Below are 20,241 nucleotides of genomic sequence, written 5' to 3' on the forward strand. Positions count from 1 at the left end.
GTGATCTTATGTGTGTTTTTGCGAAACAGTGCACAAAAACAAGAGGTCTGAAGTGGATAAATTAATAGAATTGTACTGTACCGATGATTTTTGTCGGAAATTTTTTGCCACGTTTTGAGCAACACATGCTGAATATTTCTGAACGAGTAGCCAGAAGAAGATAATTGATAAAAAAATCAGCATATAATTGTTCAATTATAATTTTACAAATATTTTAACTTAGCAAATGGTTTTATGTTCGCCAACAGCCATGTCTTTATCCATTAAAAAGATTAATCCTGTACATATAAAAAATATTAATTCTGTGATATTACAATAGAGTCCAAAATGAAGATTATTATGATGCTCGTAAAATAAATTTCCAGTTTCTGTTCCTATTGCTCCAATAACCATAACGCCTAAGCTGATTACAGCAGATGCGGTGCCTTTGCTGACTGGGGTGACGAAAAGGCAATATCTGTTTAATGGTGCATTAATAATGCTGAGTGCAAAGAAATAAATGATTGTTCCTGGCAACAGATAATAATAGGCATTCCCAAACAGATAAGGAAGGAGTGAGGTTAGAATTGCGCCAATAACCATAATGATACAACCTAATAGGATGATTTGCCTGATTTGATATCTATAAGTTAAGTGATGTAAAAACCAATTACCTAATATGGTTGCTCCAAAGACCGGAATTTGCCAAAGTGCATATTGAATTATCGTGAGTTTTGCTTCAACAATTAAAATAAGGGGTGATAATGCAATCCAAGCAAGACAAGGAATACCAACTGTACCTGCTGCCAAGGTCGCAAAACAAAAAATTTTATTAGAAAATAAGGTCTTATAGTTTTCAAAAACTTTTTTTGCGGAGAACTTAGTCTTGGGCGTTAATTCTCCATTTCTTTTAATCTGGCCTATAGGTTCAGGCATGTATCGCCATAAACCCCATAAAGCAATAAGTGCACCTAGAGCTATGGTTACAAAAATATAGCGCCAAGAAGTATAGTGAATCACTATAGCGCCCATAAGTGGTCCTAATAAAGGGGCCAGAATTGCTACATTCGCCATAATTGAAATGATACGAATAGCATCCATTTCCTCAAAAATTTCTTGGATTGTGGCATAACCAATAACACCTATGAAACATAGCCCCATCCCTTGAAAAAAGCGCGCAATTAAAAATTGACTCATTGAATTGGAGCAGGCAATAAATAAAGTGAAAATAAAAAACAAAAATGCACCAAGAAGCATCATTGGTCTTCGACCATAACTGTCTGATATAGGACCTAAAATAACTTGTAGACTTGCTCCACCAAGTATGTAAACAGTTAGAGAAGTTGCTATCGTTGTTTCAGCTGCATTAAATGAGTGCACAACATGAATCATGCCAGGCATAATCATATCGTTGGCTATATACGTCAGAAACTCATACATTACAAAAAAACAAGCGAAGGTTAGCGCATGTTTTTTAGTGATAAGAATAAGAGGTTCAGTCATAGCAATAACTCTGATATTTTTTTTTCTTCAAGTTGTTCTTCCTTGTAATTCTATGGTTAAATTTTATATACTCTTCTGATATTTTTTTTGGGAAACAATCTTATGAAATGGCATTTTTTTGGCGAAAATGGTGACAAACCCAAAATAAGTGAGCATTTAATGCTCTACATTCTAAGTCTACTTGATCCGTCTTCGCAGTTCAACGCCTCGTTAGTGAATCATAAATGGAAAGAGTTAGTTGATTTAACTCGTAAATATATGGCATTGCTGCCAACGATTCAAAAAATTCCTATGCTTTCTACGCTTGGTCTTGATGTTTTAAGATTAAAATTAATGGCAGGTGGTATGACAAATACCACATACAGAGTGCAAATTGGCCCTGATATTGCTAAATGGCTTGCAAGAACTCCTGGTGTAGATCCATCTATTGTTGATCGCCATAAAGCAAATCGATGGGTACTGCGTATTCCCGGTGAAGTGTCATCATTTTCAGTATCACGCGAGCATGAAGCAAAGAATGCGCGTCAAGCCTCAGCTTTAGGACTTAATGTCCCTATAGAGTATTTTGACCCGAATGGATTGCAGTTAACAAAATTTATTGAAAAAGTTAAGATTTTGGACAAAAAAACATTAGAGCGGGCTGATATATTGCAAACTCTAGCGGTCATGGCAAAGCAGTTACATTCTTCAGATCGTTTTGCAAATGATACTGCTGTTTTTGAGCGCAATGAGGGATTACTCGAAGCATTAAAAGTAAAAAACTTTAATTTTCCTGGTGAAATAGGGTCTATTGAAGAGGAGATGGCTGCTTTGCATCGATTATTTTCTACTTATAAGATTGAAACATGTCCGTGCCACAATGATTCAACACCTCTAAATTATATGATGACCCAAGAAAAAGATAAAAAAGAATCGTTCTACCAAATTGATTGGGAATACTCAAGTAATAATGATTTTCTTTGGGATCTCGCCTATTTTGCTATTGAGGCCAAACTTGATAAAGAGCAAGAGCTAACTTACTTAACTGCATATTTTGGCAAAGAGATGCTTACAGATTCGGTACTTGCCTGGTATACAGCTTATAAGCCTGTTGTTGAATGGTGGATAACTCTTTGGTCATGGACCCAACTAGCCAATAAAGCAAAATCCGTGGATCCGGATGCTTATGTCCAATTAGGTTTAGAGCGCTATCAAAAAACGCTAATGCATTTACAGAGTGATGAGTATAAAAATGCATTGGCAGTGATTGATAAAGAGCGGTTGATGCCTACATTTTCCGGACAAAGGCCTTTTTAAAAATTGTGAGGTTATCTATAAAGTTTTTTCTTAGGTCCCTAAAGTTTTATGCATTAACGCTGATGAGTTTAAAAACTTTAGGGATCTAATTGTTCACATCATATGGCTTAAAAATTCTTGTAAGTGTTTTTTTTCTTTTTCAGAGCCTAGATAGGTTTTAAGTAACGTTATTGAGTACTCGTATTCTTCATAGTTAATCACTCCACGCATCAATTCAAATCGTAAAAAGACGCAATAGGTATTCAGTACGTCGGTTTCACAATAATCACGAATATTTTTTATTTGACCCGATAAATACTGGTCCCAAACTTTAGAGCCACTCATTCCCATTTTTCCTGGAAAACCCAGCATACTGGAAATTTCATCCAATGGGGCAAATGCTTTATTTTGGTACCCGGCAATTACATCCATGAGGTCAAGATGACGATAGTGAAATCGGCTTAAGTAATTGTTCCAGCGAAAATGCTGTTGGTTTTCACCAATTTCCCAATAAGTGGGGGCTGGGATGCCATGTAATAGAGCACGATAATGTAAAACAGGTAAGTCAAACCCACTCCCATTCCAGCTGACTAAAGTTGGAGTATGTTTATCTATTCCAGCAAAAAAACGAGTGATTAATTCTTTTTCTTGCGAGATCTCATCACCTAAAGACCAAACTTTAATTTGGGTGCCATGACTCATTACTAAAGAAATAGCACAAATCTTTTGTAAATAATGGGGTAAAAAATCGTTACCTACTTTAGCACGACGTAATGCAAACATAGCTTGAGCTGTATCCTCATCGCTTAGTCCATGTAAATCATACAAATTTCGTCCAGATTCAATATCAGGAATGGTTTCTATATCAAATACAAATATGGTCATTAGATACACTTTATTTTGTTTTAAATTAATCGATATACTAACATGTGGTAAAGCAGGGAAATAGACCCTTGTTATATTCGATAAAAATTGCAAAGCGTAGATTGTAATAATCAAATTTGTTAGAATAAATTTTTTTGTGTTTGGTTACTCATGGGCTCTTTATTATTATTTTTTAAGAAGTTAAGAATAGCCGTTTTATTAATTGCTGTATTGCTAACAGCCTGTGTTAGCCCTCCTCCAGCTGATGTAAATAATCTTTGTAATATATTTAGACAATATCCTAAATGGTATACCGATGCCAAGGACGTTGAACGGCGTTGGAAGGTGCCAGTTCCAGTACAAATGGCTATTATTCATCAAGAGTCAAAATTTAATGCTCGAGCACGACCACCACGAACAAAATTATTATATATAATTCCTTGGAAAAGGCCTTCCTCAGCTTATGGCTATACACAGGCATTGCATGATACATGGAAGCATTATAAGCGAAGCAACGGAGGATTGTTTGCTTCACGTGATGATTTTGGCGATGGTGTTGATTTTATTGGATGGTATGCAAATCAAGCATACATCAGAGCTAGAATCGCACGAACAGACGCGTATTCACTTTATTTAGCATATCATGAAGGGATTGGTGGTTATCAACGTAAAACCTATTTAAAAAAATCATGGTTGATTCCTGTAGCAAGGAAAGTTCAAGCGCGATCTCAGCTTTATGCAATGCAACTTAACTCGTGCAAAAGATCTTTTGAGTCTCGTTCATGGTTCTAAACTCAGAAAGGACTGTATTATGAACAGATTGAGCTATAATACGAAGGTATTTAGATTAAAAGGCGACCAAAGTGAGTATTCACGATACTAAAAAATGGAATGTAATGGTAAATGATGCATACAGACTACATTTAATTTATAAAATTTTAAACTAATAGTATATAATACTACTTAAAAATGAAACGGGTATAGATATCATTAAGGAGTTTTAATGCGATTGATGCTTTTAGGTGGTCCTGGTGCAGGAAAGGGAACTCAGGCTTTGCGTTTGATTGAACGTTATAAAATTCCACAAATTTCGACAGGTGATATGCTACGTGCAGCTATCGCACAAGGGACTCAATTAGGATTAAGTGCGAAAAAAATTATGGAAACTGGTGGTTTAGTATCAGATGATATTATCATCGGTTTGGTTAAAGAGCGTTTAAAGAAAAATGATTGTGCTAATGGTTTTTTATTTGATGGTTTTCCTAGAACGATTATTCAAGCAGATGCTTTAAAACAAGCCGGCATTTACTTAGACCACGTCATCGAAATTGCAGTAGATGATGAGGAAATTATTAAACGAATCAGTGGTCGACGTATTCATCAACCATCAGGTCGAGTTTATCATATCCAAAATCATCCTCCTAAACAGGAAGGTATTGATGATGTTACGGGTGATCCTTTAATCCAACGCGAAGATGATAAAGAAGAAACAGTCAGAAAACGCTTAGAAGTCTATCACAATCAAACTGCTCCTTTAATCAATTATTATAAGGCTTGGGCTGAAAACGACGGCCATGGCGCTCCTGAATTCCATAGTATTTGCGGTACTGGAGATGTTGATGATGTATTTCGAAAGATTATAAACTCTATTGAAGCGAAGGAAGAAATATGACTTCTTTAAGTATCACCAGTGCGGACTTTGAATCTTTAATCAATGATAATGAAATTGTATTTATTGATTTTTGGGCCGATTGGTGTGCTCCATGCAAACAATTTTCCAATGCATACGAACAAGTGGCAGAGCAATTTCCTAATATTAAATTTGCAAAAGTAAATATTGAAGCAGAGCAGCAATTATGTGACTTTTTTGAAATACGATCTATTCCCCATCTTATGGTTTTTAAAAAAGGGATCATTGTTTATTCTAATGCAGGAAGTATTCCTGCATCTACTTTAAAGGAGTTAGCTCAACAAGCATTAGTGGTTGATGTTAGTGCCATACAAGAGGAGCTTCAGCAGGATGATGATAAAGGGTAATTTTTGATAAATATTCCGCAAGATTTTCTCTACCCTCTGTATCGATGACTAACTCCAATTTGGTTCGTCGTTTTAATATATCATCACAACTTTGAGCCCATTCTTCTAAAATTAAATAATCAACTTCTACTTGGTAAAGATAAGTACAATATTTTTTACCTAAATCCTCCATATTGGAGCAAGGGGCAAGAAATTTTTCCATACAGCTTCCATAAGTGTATATGTAGCGATTAAGTAAATCTGGATCCATCCATTTATATTTTTCTTTAGCATACATGACATACTGTTCAAAATTCATTTGCTCAAAAGAGGCTCCTGGCAAAGGCGTAGTTGCTGTCATTGATGGACGCATGTGAGGAAAGATTGGGATAAATTGATTAATGATTTCCTCTGCTAATTGTCGATAAGTGGTAATTTTACCACCATAAATTGTAATAATAGGTGCTGGTTTAAAAGAAACTCTATAGGAATAATTACGACTCAGGGATTTTGCTTCTTTATTTTCATCAGTTAATAATGTTCTTACGCCACTCCACGTGTAAATGATGTCTGTTTCAGATAATTTACTTTTGAAATAGAAATTGACCAAATTAATTAAGTACTGGATTTCATCATTACTGATAGTGACATGATCTGGATTGCTCTGGAGTGGGATATCAGTAGTACCAATCATACTAAATCCATGATAAGGGATAACAAAAACGACTCTTTTATCTTGATGTTGTAAAAAATAAGCATGCTTACCTTCATAGATTTTTGGCACGATAATGTGGCTACCCTTAACCAAAGTAATTTGTTGTTGATCAGGAGCTTGCGTAAGTTGTTCTACAGACTTAACCCATGGGCCAGCGGCATTTATTATTGAGCGCGCATAAAGAACATAAGTTGAGCCTATTTTAGGTTGAATGGTTAGTTGCCATAAATTGTTTACAATATCAGTATGAATTACTGCTGAGTGTGTTCGTATGCTTGCACCATGATTTTTTGCTTGAATTGCATTGATGATCGTTAATCGAGCATCATCAGTTATGGCGTCATAAAATAAAAAGCCTTTATCGAATTCATTGATTAAAGGAGTAAAATAATTTCCTTTGTTTTTTCTATGAATTGTTTTGCATTTTGGTAAGCGATTTTTACGACTTAAATGATCATAAAAAAACAGTCCCAAGCGTAAAAACCAAGCAGGGCGCATATGATGCTCATAAGGTAAAACTAATGCTTGTGGGTGTACCAAATGAGGTGCCAAATCTAATAATCGTTGTCGTTCAATGAGTGCTTTTTTAACCAGATTAAACTCATAGTGTTCTAGATATCTTAATCCACCATGAATAAGCTTAGTACTGCTTGAGGAGGTTTTGGAGGCCAAATCATCTTGTTCGAGAAGTACTACAGACAATCCTCTTAATGCTGCATCTGCAGCACAACCAGAGCCATTGATGCCGCCCCCAATAATTGCAACATCAAAAACTACACTCATATTTTGGTCTCCCTAAAAAAGATATACACTAACAATATACATATAATAGTTGGGACAAGGAACAATGCAAATAATGGGTTATTTACTTGCTATAGATCAGGGAACAAGTAGTACACGCGCCATGATATACACTACTCAGGGGGAATTAATTGCAACAAGTCAGTATCCTCTCACTCAATATTATCCTAAAGCTGGCTGGGTTGAACATGACCCAGAGGAAATATGGAAAAAAACTTTAACCGCAATGAGAGATGTAGTGTCGCGAGTCCCTGCAAAACAAATTTTATCTTGCGGTATAACTAATCAAAGAGAAACTACGGTCATTTGGGATAAAAAAACGGGTGATTGTCTTGCTCCAGCCATTGTTTGGCAGGATCGTAGAACTTCAAACTATTGTAAAAATTTAATCGCTGATGAAAGAATGATTCAAGATAAAACTGGCTTGCTCCCCGATCCTTATTTTTCAGCCAGTAAATTGAAATGGTTTTTAGAAAATAATGCTAAAGCTAATGAGCTCGCAAAAAAGGGTGAGCTAGCTTTTGGAACTATAGATAGTTTTCTGATTTGGCGACTCACTACAGAACATTTGCATTTAACTGATGTCACAAATGCATCACGGACAATGTTATTTAATATCAAAACAGAACAATGGGATCATGATTTACTGAAATACTTCGTCATTTCAGAATCTGTTTTACCTAAAGTTTGTGCAAGTGATAGTCATTTTGGGATTATTAGCAAGCAGTGGCTTGGCTTTGAATTACCTATTACTGGAGTAGCTGGAGATCAGCAGGCTGCATTAGTTGGACAAGGGTGTTTTAAAACAGGAATGGTAAAAGCAACTTTTGGCACAGGTGCCTTTTTGTTACTTAATACGGGCAATAAACCAGTGTTTTCACATCATAAGCTTTTAACAACAGTGGCTTATAAAATTCGAGGTCAGATGGTTTATGGATTGGAGGGAAGTATTTATCATGCTGGTACTACCGTAAAATGGCTACGTGATTCCATGAAATTAATCAATAATGTGGATGAAACGGAAATGTTAGCCCAATCATTAGAGGGGAATGAGGGTGTGTATTTAATTTCATCATTTACGGGTTTAGGTGCTCCCCATTGGTTATCAGTACCCGGGGCATCTATTGTTGGCTTGAGTCTTTATAGTAATAGAGCTCATTTTGCTCGAGCAGCACTTGAAGGAGTATGTTATCAGGCTCGAGAGGTATGTTTTTGCATGAAAGAAGACAGCCAAATGGACTTATCCCTGTTACGAGTGGATGGGGGTATGGCTGTTAATCAATGGTTTTTACAGTTTTTAGCAGATCAATGCCAACTAAAAATCCAAAAACCTAAAGATATTGAAACAACTGCCAGAGGTGCTGCAATTTTGGCTGCATTAGGATGTGGCGTTTTTGAGTCCTTGGATGAGTTACACATAGCATGGGACTTGGAGCAAGAGTTTCAACCGCAAAGACCCTTAAATCAAGTAGAACAGGATTATCAAGGCTGGAAGAATGCTTTACAAAAAACAAAAGGGTAGTTGTGTTTCATTGTAAGAACCTCTTCTTCACTATTGAGATAGTAAGATTTGAGGAATCCTATTTTTTTAGTTTGGAATAAGGGCGGTAGTAGAGAAGTCTGTTAACTCTACTAATTGCTCATGTCCTTCAAATAGCACTGAGTGCTCTGCTCCTGCCAATATACTCAGTGCTACCAAATAATGCCCAGGACTCAATATAGAAAAGTCAATCAACTCACCCAGTTCTGATGATTGAGACCCACTAAAAAATTTTTGTCCAGAATATATTTTTTGTTCCGTTTTAATTTCATAAATTTTTAATTGATGCTTTAACGTTGCTTTGTAATGCATACGTGCGATTATTTCTTGCCCTTTGTAACAACCCTTATTAAAACTAATGTAGTGGGTTTGATGTAAATTAAGCCGGTGTGGAAGAAATAAACCTCGAGATGTAGGATAAATCTCAATTTGTTGTTGAACTAATCTCAAAGTATGCCAAGTTAATGAGCCAAGTATTTGTTCTTTATCTGCAAAATGCTGTTTTATATCATGAGCAAAATCAGATTGGACTAACAAAATATAAAACCCATTCCCTAAATGATAAAAGCAAGAGTAATTATTGTATGTCTGAGCATAAAAAGTACTGGGGAAAAATTTTGTATTAGGAACGATATCCTCATCATTTTGCAAATAAAATCCAAAAATACTTAACTGATTATTTGCTTTAAGAGCGATACGAGAAAGCATCGCGGTTTTACTTAATGAATTTATAGTGAGCTCCATTAAATCCTTGGGAAGCACTAACTTGACTCCCTGCCAGGAGACGATATCCATTAAAGATAAAATTCGTCCTTTGAGATTACATTGGGCACCCTGGAGCATTTGAATGTCAGAAATTGAGTGGATATCACAGGTTAATTGCCCTTGAAGAAAATCCAATACTTTAACACCTTCAACTTCCAAAACAGCAAGATAGGATAAATCAAACAAATAGTTTTTCTTGGGTTGAAGTTTTAACTCTTCATCTATAGGTTTAAATGTAGTTAGTATCCTATCATTAATTGAATATTCAAAAGTAGTACTCATCATCATATAACGCATTTCGTTTATAAAGGCAGTAGTGTATCATTTATAAGTTACCTAAATCACGAAGAGATTTTCAATGTTGGATAATCAAGAAAAAGCAAGACTTGCATGGCATTGTCGCCGTGGCATGTTAGAATTAGATCTTATTTTACAACGATTTCTTGAAAAACATCTCGATCTCATATCAAGCGATGAGCTTGAGGCTTTTAACAACTTATTAAGTTGCACTGATCCTGAGTTATTTGCATGGTTAATGGGACATGATGAACCACAAGAGAAAGAGTTAAAAAAAATTGTCGCTATTATTCGATCTAGCAATTGAACCAAAAAAATCAAAGACTTATTTACGATTGGTTTTAATAGTTTATTTATTCACTGTTTTATTAGTTTCATATTCATCAATATATCTATTTCTTAAATTCGCTTTGATTGGATACATTGCTGTTTTGTTGAGATTTGATTGGATCAATCGCAAGCCATGCGTGGAAATTAAAAAGATTCAATTCATTGATAATCAATGGGTTTTAGAATTTCATGATGGTAAAAGGGAAAATTACCTCCAAGCGATTATTCTTATCAATAACTTCCTTTTTTCATTGATTCAATTGACAAGCATGCGACGAAAAAAATTAATCATTTTATTTCATGATCAACTTACAGCAAAGCAATTACGTTTCTTATATTTTAAAACACAAGATTAGTGTATTGGTATATAATTAAACATAATGATTAATTATTGATAATACGCCTAAAGGAATAAAGAGAACGTAATGAAGAAACAAACTTCTTATAGCGATGAAGACTTAGTTAATTTGGCACAACAAGGAGATATGGGTGCGTATAATTTGTTGTTGTCACGATATAATAACAAGATTCAGCAAATAATTAACTTGCACATTCAAGATCGAGCAAATGTAAGTGATTTAGTACAAGAAGTACTTATTAAGGTCTATCGCTATTTACAGCATTTTAACGAGAAAAGCCAATTTTCTACTTGGCTGTATCGAATTACGCAAAATACGATTAAAAATCATTATCGAGCAGCTAACTTACGTATGGATTTGGAAGCTGAATATGCTGATAATTATGCTTCCTCAGTTCAATTATCACCTGAATATTTATTAATTAATATTGAGTTTGGAGAGCAATTAGAATTAGCTATTTCCACTCTGTCTGATGAGTTACGTATTTGTTATGGAATGCATATTATTGATGGGCGATCTTATGAAGATATTGCAAAAAAAATGGATTGTCCTGTTGGGACCGTACGGTCGCGAATATTTAGGGCCCGAAAATTATTAATGCAATCAATGGGCGCTTATTAAAGTTCGAAAGTTCCATATTTTGCAATTTTAGTTTGCTGAAGTAACTTTTTAGTCGGTTACTTGTCGCATTCCAATTATATGTTTATCATAATATTTGATTTGTCCATTTCAAAATGATTGATGCAACACAGAACTAACTAAACAATGCATTTTACTTATAATTACAAACAACCTGACGAATATCATTTTAGTCTTGATTCAATTCACCTTGCGAGATTTGTCGCAACGCAATTGAAATCCCACACCGATCTTGGTTCATTACGAGTATTAGATCTCTGCGCAGGCTGTGGGGTCATTGGGATGGAATTATCATGGCATCTTCAAGCAATCCGGCAGATTGATTTTATTGAGATCCAGCATATTTATACGGAATATTTTTATCAAAACCTGGCTAGCATTAATCGACCTGAATTGCAATTTCGCTGGCATCCTTTAAATTATGATGAATTACATGAAAAAAAATGGGAAGGCAAATTTGATTTGATTATCAGTAATCCACCGTATTTTCAACTAGGTCATGGAATGCTTTCACCTTCCCAATTTAAAAATCGTTGTAGATTTTATTTAGATAGTTCTTTTCATAATTTTATTCGAGCGCTAGAAAATTCGCTTGCAAATAAAGGTAAAGCTTATTTTTTATTACGCCCATTAAAACATCATGGTTTGGATTTATTTTCTGATATACAAAAAATACTGCGGGAAACACCAGTGACAGTAAAAAAAATATCGCATATACGAGGTACAGATATTATTTTATTGGAAAAACTGAATTGACGTTTTTTGGACTGAAGTAAACCTCTCTTTGCAAGGCTAATGGCTTTTAATTCATGGCTATTTCCTGTTCAGATATATAATTGGAATGACTAAGAAAGTAGCTATCGGGGTAGTAGGCGAATACTACAGAACCATTTTTAATGGTATTGATCACGGGTTTTGCTAAACTTTCCGCAATAGCTGGACAGCCCCACGAGCAGCCGGCTCGTCCTTCTTTTTTTATAAAACTTGGTTCAACGTACCACGCTCCATGAACCACTACTCGTCTATCGTAGGCATTAGAGTTTAGGCCTTTTTCTAATCCTTCAAGGTTTAAGGAAAGGCCTTTACGTCCTATGTATGTATCTTCAGTAATATAGGTACCAAGGCTAGATTTTTTGCTCGACATGCTATTAGAAAAGCTATCAGGCACTTTACCTTCCCCTGAATTACGGCCATGAGCCACATAGGTTTTAAATACTAAAGATTCTTTATCCATATCAAAAATCCACATGCGAGGTTGATCGGATGGAATAGAATAATCGATAATAGTTAAGACGGGTCTTTTCACTTCTCCCTGTTCATAAGCTTTAGTATAGGCCCTTAATGCAAGCTTAATCACTTCTTTATTTAATGTTGGCGCTGATTGACTAAGTTTTTGTATTTCTAATTGCTGCTCAGACTGGGCATTTGCTTCTTGCTTGATGTTGGTAACAGGAAAAACTGGGTTGGAAAGATTTGTTGCTAAGGTAGATAATAAAACAAGTAACTTAATCATTGGATCTCTAATCGTTAAAAATTATGATGTCCATGCTTATAAGAGCTAGTCCTTATAGATCATTTTATAAAAGTGAACTGAACAGGATATTATACGAACATCCATATTAGGCATATGTTATGCAAAAATGTAATGACTACTTTTTGAGGTTGAGATTTAATTTAATCGCTGGAATCTATGATTTTGAGCTTTGAGCGGTTATGAAGAGCTCTATTTTTAATTTTTTTAAAATCCGCTGCGATTCAAAAAACATATGATAAAATACCTTCATCCATCAAAATCCCTAAAATAAAATCCTATGCTGGAAAGTGACCGCTTAATAAGCACTCAAAGTAATGTTTCAGATGAAGTCATTGATCGGGCAATCAGACCCTTAAGTCTTAATGAGTATATTGGGCAAGAAAATGTAAGCTCGCAGATGCAAATTTTTATTGATGCAGCTAAAAATCGGGGTGATGCTTTGGATCATGTGTTGATTTTTGGCCCCCCAGGTCTTGGAAAAACAACTTTGGCTAATATTATTGCACATGAAATGGGGGTCAATCTGCGTCAAACATCTGGACCTGTAATCGAAAGGGCAGGGGATATTGCGGCAATACTCACAAATTTACAAGAAAATGACATTCTATTTATTGATGAAATTCATAGGCTTAGCCCAGTTATTGAGGAAGTGCTCTATCCGGCGATGGAAGACTATAAATTGGATATCATGATAGGAGAGGGGCCTGCTGCTCGTTCTATAAAGCTTGAATTGCCTCCATTTACATTGATTGGAGCAACAACGCGAGCTGGTTTATTAACTTCCCCTCTTAGGGATCGATTTGGTATAGTTCAGCGTCTTGAGTATTATTCCGTAGATTCATTGACTAAAATTGTTGCTCGTTCTGCACAATTACTGAATGTAAAAACGCAACCTGAAGGAGCACGAGAAATTGCATTACGTTCGAGAGGGACTCCACGTATTGCTAATCGTTTGCTTCGTCGTGTGAGAGATTATGCTGAAGTGAAAGGTGGAGGCATTATCACTATTGAGATTGCCCAAAAAGCTTTAGAAATGTTAGATGTAGATAAACTTGGCTTTGATCTTATGGATAGAAAATTGCTTATGGCTGTAATCGAGCAATTTAGTGGTGGCCCAGTAGGAATTGACAGCATCGCAGCTGCAATTGGTGAAGAAAAGGGCACAATAGAAGATGTATTAGAACCATTTTTAATACAACAAGGATTCCTTATGCGCACGCCAAGAGGTAGAATAGCTACCCCAAGGGCATATATGCATTTTGGTATACCGATAGAGCAGGATTAGTAAAATGGATGATACAACCACGCATCAATATGCTTTTCGAGTTTACGTTGAAGATGTGGACTATATGGGAATTGTTTATCATGCGAACTATCTTTGCTATTTTGAGCGTGCTCGAACAGAAATGTTAAGACAAAATAATATGGTTCTTTCTGATTTAATAAAACAAGATACGTTGTTTGCTATATATGATGTACATATTCGTTATAAGGCACCGGCACGTCTGGATGATTTATTAACGATTAAAACTCAAGTTCAGCAATTAGGTGTTTGCAGTTTTTTATTTGATCAGGTAATACAAAACCAACAGGAACAAATAATTTGTGAGGCTAAAATCCAAGTAGTATGTGTGAATAGTAATTTAAAACCAAAACGAATTCCGCATTAAACGGGTTTTCATAAATCATATTTTAGGTTGGGTAAAGTACAATATAACTCCAAAGTATATTCTTGGAATTGGTCGTACTTTTTCCCAAGAGATGAAATTTATAGAAGCAAAAAGTAAAATGATCTTGGTACTGGAGATGATAGATGGGTAATCAAGCAAATGTATTAATGTACTTTATGCAAGCAGGTTTAGTGGTCAAGACGGTCATGTTATTGCTGGCCGCTGCCTCCATTACTTCATGGACATTAATATTTCAAAGAGCATGGTTTTTTAACCAGAAAAAACAACTCACAGATGCTTTTAATCAAAGATTCTGGGAAAGTGGTGATTTAAGTAGGCTTTATGCTGATGTTGATAGTAATTCTGATGAGCGTCAGGGGATGGCTGCTATTTTTCATTCTGGTTTTAAAGAGTTTATACGTGCCCGCAAACAGGGAAGCGTAGTTATTGAACCGATACAAAGAGTGATGCAAATTACCCATGCCAAAGAGGCAGAAAAACTAGAAAAGCACTTAGCTTTTTTTGCTTCGGTAGGTTCTATTGCACCTTATGTGGGACTATTTGGTACTGTTTGGGGTATAATGACCTCCTTTCAGGCATTAGGCCACGCCCAGCAAGCTACTATTGCTATGGTGGCTCCCGGGATTTCTGAAGCGCTTGTAGCTACAGCTTTAGGTCTATTTACAGCAATACCTGCTGTTATTGCCTATAACCGTTATACAACTCGTGCTAATGATTTATTAAATCGATTTGATTTATTTCAGGAAGAATTGATATCGCTTATAGAACAACAAAGTAATGAAACTGTAAGAGGGTAGAAATGATCAAAGCAAAAACGAAACGTGATCGTCCCATATCAGAAATTAATGTTGTACCTTATATTGATGTAATGTTGGTTTTACTGGTTATTTTTATGATTACGGCACCAATGTTGAGTCAAGGTGTTACAGTTGATTTACCAAAGGCAGCAAGTCAAAACCTAGCACCTACTGATAGAGAACCCATTATTGTTTCAGTAAATCAACAAGGGTCTTATTTCCTTAATATTAGCAGTACACCAGCAGAACCTATAGAAGCCCAGGCTTTAGTGGTTCGTGTTGCTGCGGAATTAGAGTTAGCAAAACAATCAAACCAGAAACTTAACGTTTTAGTTAAGGGAGATCAAGGGGTTGCATACGGTAAAGTTGTTCAAGCAATGGCATTACTTAAGCAGGCAGGAGCAGAGCAAGTAGGCTTGTTGACTGATTCAGAGTCAGAGAAATCAGAGGGTCAAGCATGATAAGCAATTCCAGTTACCGTAATGCCTTTTTTGCAGCAGTTGGCTTACATCTTTTTTTAATCGTGATACTTTTAACCGATAATTCAAGTCAACGCCCTGTCTTAACAGCCGAAACTAAAAATACACCTGGTATAGAGCAGCCAATTGCGGCGACGGCACAAAATGAGGTTGTCAAAGCAGTAAGCGTTGACAATAAACAAGTCATGGAAACGGTTAATCGTTTAAAACAAGAACGTGAACAACAAAAAAGAGCTGAACTTAATAGACAAAATGAACTTAAGCGTCAGGCTGAAGCGGCTCGACAGCAAAGAATTAAAGAACAACAGCAATTGGCACGACTTAAAGAAGAAGCAAATAAAATCGCCATTGCAAGAAAAAAACAAGCAGAGGAAGAAAAGAAGCGTTTAAAACAAATGGCTGAGCAAAAAGCACTAGAAGCAAAACGTATCGAGGAATTAAAAAAACAAAAAGAAGAGTTAGTAAAACAACAACAATTGGAAGCGCAAAAACTAGCTGAACTCAATAAAAAGAAATTAGCTGAAAAAGAGAAAGCCGAGCGTGCAAAAGCAGAAATGGAGAAAAAGAAGCAAGCGGAGGCGGAAGCTGCTGCAAAGCAAGCCCAAGCGGCACAAAATGCTGAAAGACAAGCACGTATAGCTGGAGAAGTAGATAAATATAAAGCGCTTATTGTAAATGCCATAGGCAGAAATTGGATATTACCTGAAAATGTTGATAGCACCCTGTCTAGTCAATTTAGAATCCGCCTTGCGCCTGATGGAGTGGTATTAGAAGTTTCTTTAACACGCAGTAGCGGTGACCCTTTGCTTGATCGTTCAGCGCAAACAGCTATTTATAAAGCATCACCACTACCTGTACCTACAGATCCTGATACATTCAATCTGTTTCGTGATATAAGTTTAACCGTTCGTCCTGAACAAGTTAGGGGGTAAAACTCGTGATTAATCGAATTATTAAATTATTTCTTCTGCTTTTTATGCAGCAAGTTTTTGCTCTTGATTTAGAGTTAACCCAAGGAGTTAATTCAGCCTTACCTATTGCTATTAATTCTTTTGGAGAGAATAGTACTGCGCAAGAAATTGGGCAAGTCATTGAAAATGATTTAAATTTATCGGGACAATTTAGAATAGTTTCAGGTCCTCAAGGGCCAAATGGACAATCATCGGTAAGTACTTTACGACAATTAGGTGCTGATAGTGTGGTAACCGGCCGAGTTAGTCAAGTAGGAAATCGTTATGAAGTAAGTTTTACTTTAACAGATGCAGTAGCCAAAGGCACAACTTTACTGACCAAAACCTATCAAATTAGTGCTAATCAGCTTAGACCATTAGCACATCATATTAGTGATGAGGTATATCAAAAATTAACGGGAGAGCGAGGAATATTTTCTACACGTATCGCTTATATCTCAGTACAAAGAACCCCAAGGCTCACACGTTATTCACTCGAAGTTGCTGATGCAGATGGGTATAATCCTCAAAGTTTATTGGTTTCAGGGGATCCAATCATGTCTCCTGCTTGGTCTCCCGATGGCAAATCAATTTCTTATGTTTCTTTTGAGAAAAAGAAGGCTCAAATCTTTACAGTTTCAGTGGAGACAGGGCAAAGACGTTTAATCACAAGTTTTCCAGGAATTAATGGAGCTCCTGCTTGGTCGCCTGATGGAAATCAATTAGCTGTTGTTTTATCTAAAAGTGGAACACCAAAAATATACAGCGTTGACATCCATAGCGGTACTATGAAGCAATTAACTTTTGGGGATGCTATTGATACCGAACCTCGTTATTCTCCTGATGGAAAAAGTATATTATTCACTTCAGGTAGAGGCGGCTCACCGCAAATTTATCGTTTATCTTTAGCAACGGGTGAGGTAGCTCGCGTAACCTTTGAAGGCAATTATAATGCGCGTGCTTCTTATACACCTGATATGAAAAATATCGTGATGTTACATCGCGATGATAGGCAATTTAATATAGGATTACAAAATGCTGCCGGCGGGTCTATTCTTAGTTTGACTTCTTCTGGCCGAGATGAATCTCCATCTGTTGCTCCAAATGGTCGTTTAATTCTTTATGCGACACATAATCAAGATAAAGGGGTACTGGGTATTGTGTCTCTTGATGGTAGAATAAGGATGAGGCTTCCTGCGCGCGAAGGAGATGTACAAGAGCCTGCTTGGTCTCCCTATTTAGGTTAAAGAATGACTCGAATTATTTATGCACTTATTTTTTGTTTTTGGGCATTCCAAGCTTACGCTTGGAATGCGGCAGGCCACAAGGTAGTGGCTCAAATTGCTTATGATAATTTATCGCCTGAAGCAAAAGTGATGTGTTACAAATATCTTCGCTCGCGTACTCATAATACTCCTAATTCAAGTTTTGTAAGCGCTTCAACTTGGATGGATGAAATTAGGTTCAGAGAGGTTTATTGGTATGATGTAATGCATTATATTGATATTCCTTTTAGCACAGAAGAGATCGATTTGGCTCCTGTTGAGAGTACTAATGCAGTGTGGGCAATTAAGCAGGCAATGCACGTATTTTCATCTAAAAAAACAAAACCTGCAGAAAAACGGCTTGCGTTACGCATGTTAATCCATATTATGGGGGATATCCATCAACCATTGCACGCAGTAACCCGAGTTAGCAAAGAATTTCCCAGGGGGGATTTAGGGGGTAATTTATTTCTTTTAGGCGCGAATCCAGTAGGTAATAATTTGCATAAATACTGGGATAATGGCGCGGGTTTTTTTCTCGGTCAATATAATGCAAAGAATGTGAAAAAAACAGCACATGATTTAGAGCAACAGTTCCCATGTTCACGTATTAGTACACAAATAGAACCTAAAAAATGGGCCAAGATGTCTCATAAGCTCGCTTTAAAAAATGCGTATCAACTCAACCCTAAAGAAAGTCCAAGCACTAAATATCAAGAAAATGCTCAAATGTTAGTACAAAAGCAGGTTGTATTTGCAGGCTGTAGATTAGCGGCATTACTCAATAAATTGGCAAAAGCATAAATCAAAAGTGACTCTGATTGTTTGATTCTACTTTTGATGAGTTACTAAAATGACACCAATTTTTAATCAAATAGTCTTTAATATCTAAATGTTGATTTATATGGTACTATTCGTTCATTTTATACCATAACCGCTTATAGGTGAGATTTATAATGAGTAAGAATCCTAAGGAAGTTGCTCGCGCGACAGCAGAAAAAATCGCCAAAGATTTATTGGATACGCCAAGAGAAAAGTCTTTAACGAAACAAGAAGTGATCTCTCTCCTTAATAAACATATCGAAGAGGCTTATCAGGATGTCGTTCCTGCAGATATAACATCCTTATATAAAGCGTTCTCCGTTCTTTTGCATCCCGATAAGCAATTTTCTGCAATTGATTCTAGACTAAACCGTTATTTGGAACAGGAAGAATTAGCTCTTACTGGAGAACCATTTAAAATTTTAAACCGGATTAATCAGAAGTATCTCTTTAACAATGCGGCTAAAAATCCAAAGGATGGTTTTAGTAGTTTTATTGAGTATTTCGATCACTTAATGAAACCTATGGAAGAGTCTTTGGATCGTTATTATCAACCTTTTCGTTTTTTAGCAAAGAGCGCTTATGGAATACTTTCTATATTGATTGGTGCAGCTGTTTTCATTGGTATAATTGGTTTTATTCTTGCGACGGTTGTTTTAGAAATTGCTAATGGGCTTATTCATTTTACATTAAATTCACTAACAAATAATCAATACACCAAAGAGTTAAATGATTATTTGGAGCCTCATTTTGAAGAATATAAAGCATTATTTTTAAAAAACTATAGAATTCAGGCAGTCGAGTCACTCATAGCACAACAAAAAGAGCAAGAAGCAGAGCAAATTCAGACAATGAGTGATGATGATTTATTTACACAGATTATTAATGCTGAAGTGGAGACTAGGTTACGAGAATTATTTCAACAACATATAAATCTCCTCACACCCAATAAAGATGCCTTGATGATGCAAATAAGGCAACAATGTACTGAATCATTAAGAAATGAAATAAATAACAATTATAAACAGTTCATTAAAAATCAGGCTTCTATTAATGATTTTATTCGACTGAAATTAATTTCTCTTACCTTATACCATGCAATTACGAAACCTGTAGATGAGGTTGAAGGAAATAAATGGCTTTCTGTTATTTTGAGACCCATACAAATTACGGCATCGCCTTTAATTATTGGAGCTACAATATTAGTGGGGCTAGTGGGTGTTATTACCGTCGGTTTAGTTCTTACTGGCGTAGGTTTAAGTTTCGTAGCTAAAGCTGCAGCATTAGCACTGCTTAATACTCCGCTTTATGCATTGGATTTTTGTCACCATGCAGCAAAAAAAATTCAGGGATGTGTATGTGCTAATGAAAATAATGAGTTAATGAATGAAGGGCCACGTAATTTATTGATGCTTGAATGGCATCAAGATAAATCGCCAACACGCACAGAGGAACCTCCTATCCATAGCGGGACTTTGTTTTCAAATCCAAAATCTGAAGTATCAATAAAAACCAATGAACAAGAACCATCAAGGGGATATTCAATAAGTTGTTAAAATTTAAAAGAAATAGGAAGCAAGGAAGTTCCATCTTATTATAATAGATCAATAAATCTTTTTT

Annotated in this window: 22 protein-coding genes; 17 read left to right on the forward strand and 5 right to left on the reverse strand. The window is 35.9% G+C overall.

The annotated features are described in order from the left end of the window. Positions 1-219: 219 nt before the first annotated feature. A complete protein-coding gene (locus Lsan_RS16725; protein WP_058515254.1) occupies positions 220-1,482 on the reverse strand; it encodes an MFS transporter in 1,263 nt (420 codons plus the stop codon). Positions 1,483-1,584: 102 nt separating this feature from the next. Here Lsan_RS16725 and Lsan_RS16730 point away from each other — a divergent pair, with 102 nt between their 5' ends. Beyond that, positions 1,585-2,778, forward strand: a complete 1,194-nt coding sequence (locus tag Lsan_RS16730; RefSeq protein WP_058515255.1) for a phosphotransferase — start codon at positions 1,585-1,587, stop codon at positions 2,776-2,778. Between the two features lie 93 nt (positions 2,779-2,871). Here the strand turns inward: Lsan_RS16730 and Lsan_RS16735 are convergent, their stop codons facing one another. Beyond that, on the reverse strand, positions 2,872-3,642 hold the full coding sequence (locus Lsan_RS16735; protein WP_058515256.1) for a 3'-5' exonuclease: 771 nt from the start codon (positions 3,640-3,642) through the stop codon (positions 2,872-2,874). A gap of 150 nt (positions 3,643-3,792) precedes the next feature. On the opposite strand from Lsan_RS16735, the gene Lsan_RS16740 reads away from it, so the two are divergent. The 3 genes from Lsan_RS16740 to Lsan_RS16750 all read left to right on the forward strand — a co-directional run bounded on the left by Lsan_RS16740 (position 3,793) and on the right by Lsan_RS16750 (position 5,658). Further along, positions 3,793-4,413 carry a transglycosylase SLT domain-containing protein gene (locus tag Lsan_RS16740; RefSeq protein WP_058515257.1) on the forward strand — a complete coding sequence of 207 codons (621 nt, stop codon included), beginning with the start codon at positions 3,793-3,795 and terminating at the stop codon, positions 4,411-4,413. 211 nt (positions 4,414-4,624) lie between these two features. Further along, positions 4,625-5,293: an adenylate kinase gene (gene adk, locus Lsan_RS16745; RefSeq protein ID WP_058515258.1), complete on the forward strand. Its 669-nt coding sequence runs from the start codon at positions 4,625-4,627 to the stop codon at positions 5,291-5,293. Then, on the forward strand, positions 5,290-5,658 hold the full coding sequence (locus tag Lsan_RS16750) for a thioredoxin family protein (protein WP_058515259.1): 369 nt from the start codon (positions 5,290-5,292) through the stop codon (positions 5,656-5,658). The genes adk and Lsan_RS16750 overlap by 4 nt, the downstream gene beginning before the upstream one ends. Here the strand turns inward: Lsan_RS16750 and glpD are convergent. Further along, on the reverse strand, positions 5,612-7,135 hold the full coding sequence (glpD, locus tag Lsan_RS16755) for a glycerol-3-phosphate dehydrogenase (protein ID WP_058515260.1): 1,524 nt from the start codon (positions 7,133-7,135) through the stop codon (positions 5,612-5,614). The two genes, Lsan_RS16750 and glpD, sit on opposite strands and share 47 nt — an antisense overlap. A 73-nt stretch (positions 7,136-7,208) precedes the next feature. On the opposite strand from glpD, the gene glpK reads away from it, so the two are divergent. Next, positions 7,209-8,675 carry a glycerol kinase GlpK gene (gene glpK / locus Lsan_RS16760; RefSeq protein ID WP_058515261.1) on the forward strand — a complete coding sequence of 489 codons (1,467 nt, stop codon included), beginning with the start codon at positions 7,209-7,211 and terminating at the stop codon, positions 8,673-8,675. Positions 8,676-8,741: 66 nt separating this feature from the next. On the opposite strand, the gene ygfZ is transcribed toward glpK, so the two are convergent. Next, a complete protein-coding gene (ygfZ, locus tag Lsan_RS16765; RefSeq protein ID WP_058515373.1) occupies positions 8,742-9,740 on the reverse strand; it encodes a CAF17-like 4Fe-4S cluster assembly/insertion protein YgfZ in 999 nt (332 codons plus the stop codon). 79 nt (positions 9,741-9,819) lie between these two features. On the opposite strand from ygfZ, the gene Lsan_RS16770 reads away from it, so the two are divergent. From Lsan_RS16770 to Lsan_RS16785, 4 genes are all read left to right on the forward strand, one after another. After that, on the forward strand, positions 9,820-10,062 hold the full coding sequence (locus tag Lsan_RS16770; protein WP_193392750.1) for an FAD assembly factor SdhE: 243 nt from the start codon (positions 9,820-9,822) through the stop codon (positions 10,060-10,062). A 160-nt stretch (positions 10,063-10,222) separates the two neighbouring features. Continuing rightward, complete coding sequence (locus Lsan_RS23180; RefSeq protein WP_237762178.1) at positions 10,223-10,441, forward strand: hypothetical protein; 219 nt, start codon at positions 10,223-10,225, stop codon at positions 10,439-10,441. A 69-nt stretch (positions 10,442-10,510) separates the two neighbouring features. Continuing rightward, the gene (locus tag Lsan_RS16780; RefSeq protein WP_058515264.1) at positions 10,511-11,065 is read left to right on the forward strand and encodes a sigma-70 family RNA polymerase sigma factor; all 555 of its coding nucleotides are present in this window, start codon (positions 10,511-10,513) and stop codon (positions 11,063-11,065) included. A 144-nt stretch (positions 11,066-11,209) separates the two neighbouring features. After that, the gene (locus Lsan_RS16785) at positions 11,210-11,839 is read left to right on the forward strand and encodes a methyltransferase (protein ID WP_058515265.1); all 630 of its coding nucleotides are present in this window, start codon (positions 11,210-11,212) and stop codon (positions 11,837-11,839) included. A gap of 46 nt (positions 11,840-11,885) precedes the next feature. On the opposite strand, the gene Lsan_RS16790 is transcribed toward Lsan_RS16785, so the two are convergent. Next, on the reverse strand, positions 11,886-12,596 hold the full coding sequence (locus tag Lsan_RS16790) for a murein L,D-transpeptidase catalytic domain family protein (RefSeq protein ID WP_058515266.1): 711 nt from the start codon (positions 12,594-12,596) through the stop codon (positions 11,886-11,888). A gap of 298 nt (positions 12,597-12,894) precedes the next feature. On the opposite strand from Lsan_RS16790, the gene ruvB reads away from it, so the two are divergent. The 8 genes from ruvB (at position 12,895) to Lsan_RS16830 (ending at position 20,177) form a co-directional block, all read left to right on the forward strand. Next, positions 12,895-13,902, forward strand: coding sequence for a Holliday junction branch migration DNA helicase RuvB (gene ruvB / locus Lsan_RS16795; protein WP_058515267.1), 1,008 nt, complete (start codon positions 12,895-12,897; stop codon positions 13,900-13,902). Positions 13,903-13,906: 4 nt separating this feature from the next. After that, positions 13,907-14,287: a YbgC/FadM family acyl-CoA thioesterase gene (locus Lsan_RS16800; protein ID WP_058515268.1), complete on the forward strand. Its 381-nt coding sequence runs from the start codon at positions 13,907-13,909 to the stop codon at positions 14,285-14,287. Positions 14,288-14,430: 143 nt separating this feature from the next. Then, a complete protein-coding gene (gene tolQ, locus Lsan_RS16805) occupies positions 14,431-15,105 on the forward strand; it encodes a protein TolQ (RefSeq protein WP_058515269.1) in 675 nt (224 codons plus the stop codon). A 2-nt stretch (positions 15,106-15,107) separates the two neighbouring features. Next, positions 15,108-15,566 (forward strand): protein TolR, encoded by a 459-nt coding sequence (tolR, locus tag Lsan_RS16810; RefSeq protein WP_058515270.1) that lies wholly within the window; start codon positions 15,108-15,110, stop codon positions 15,564-15,566. Continuing rightward, entirely contained in the window at positions 15,563-16,516 is a 954-nt protein-coding gene (gene tolA / locus Lsan_RS16815) for a cell envelope integrity protein TolA (RefSeq protein WP_058515271.1), read from the forward strand. Before tolR ends, tolA begins: the two co-directional genes overlap by 4 nt. A 5-nt stretch (positions 16,517-16,521) precedes the next feature. Beyond that, the gene (gene tolB / locus Lsan_RS16820; RefSeq protein ID WP_058515272.1) at positions 16,522-17,781 is read left to right on the forward strand and encodes a Tol-Pal system beta propeller repeat protein TolB; all 1,260 of its coding nucleotides are present in this window, start codon (positions 16,522-16,524) and stop codon (positions 17,779-17,781) included. Positions 17,782-17,784: 3 nt separating this feature from the next. Beyond that, positions 17,785-18,603 carry a S1/P1 nuclease gene (locus tag Lsan_RS16825; protein WP_058515273.1) on the forward strand — a complete coding sequence of 273 codons (819 nt, stop codon included), beginning with the start codon at positions 17,785-17,787 and terminating at the stop codon, positions 18,601-18,603. Between the two features lie 152 nt (positions 18,604-18,755). Next, entirely contained in the window at positions 18,756-20,177 is a 1,422-nt protein-coding gene (locus Lsan_RS16830; RefSeq protein ID WP_058515274.1) for a hypothetical protein, read from the forward strand. Positions 20,178-20,241: the final 64 nt, after the last annotated feature.

Origin of the sequence: Legionella santicrucis (genome assembly GCF_001468135.1) — a bacterium.
In the GTDB taxonomy this organism is placed as follows: domain Bacteria; phylum Pseudomonadota; class Gammaproteobacteria; order Legionellales; family Legionellaceae; genus Legionella; species Legionella santicrucis.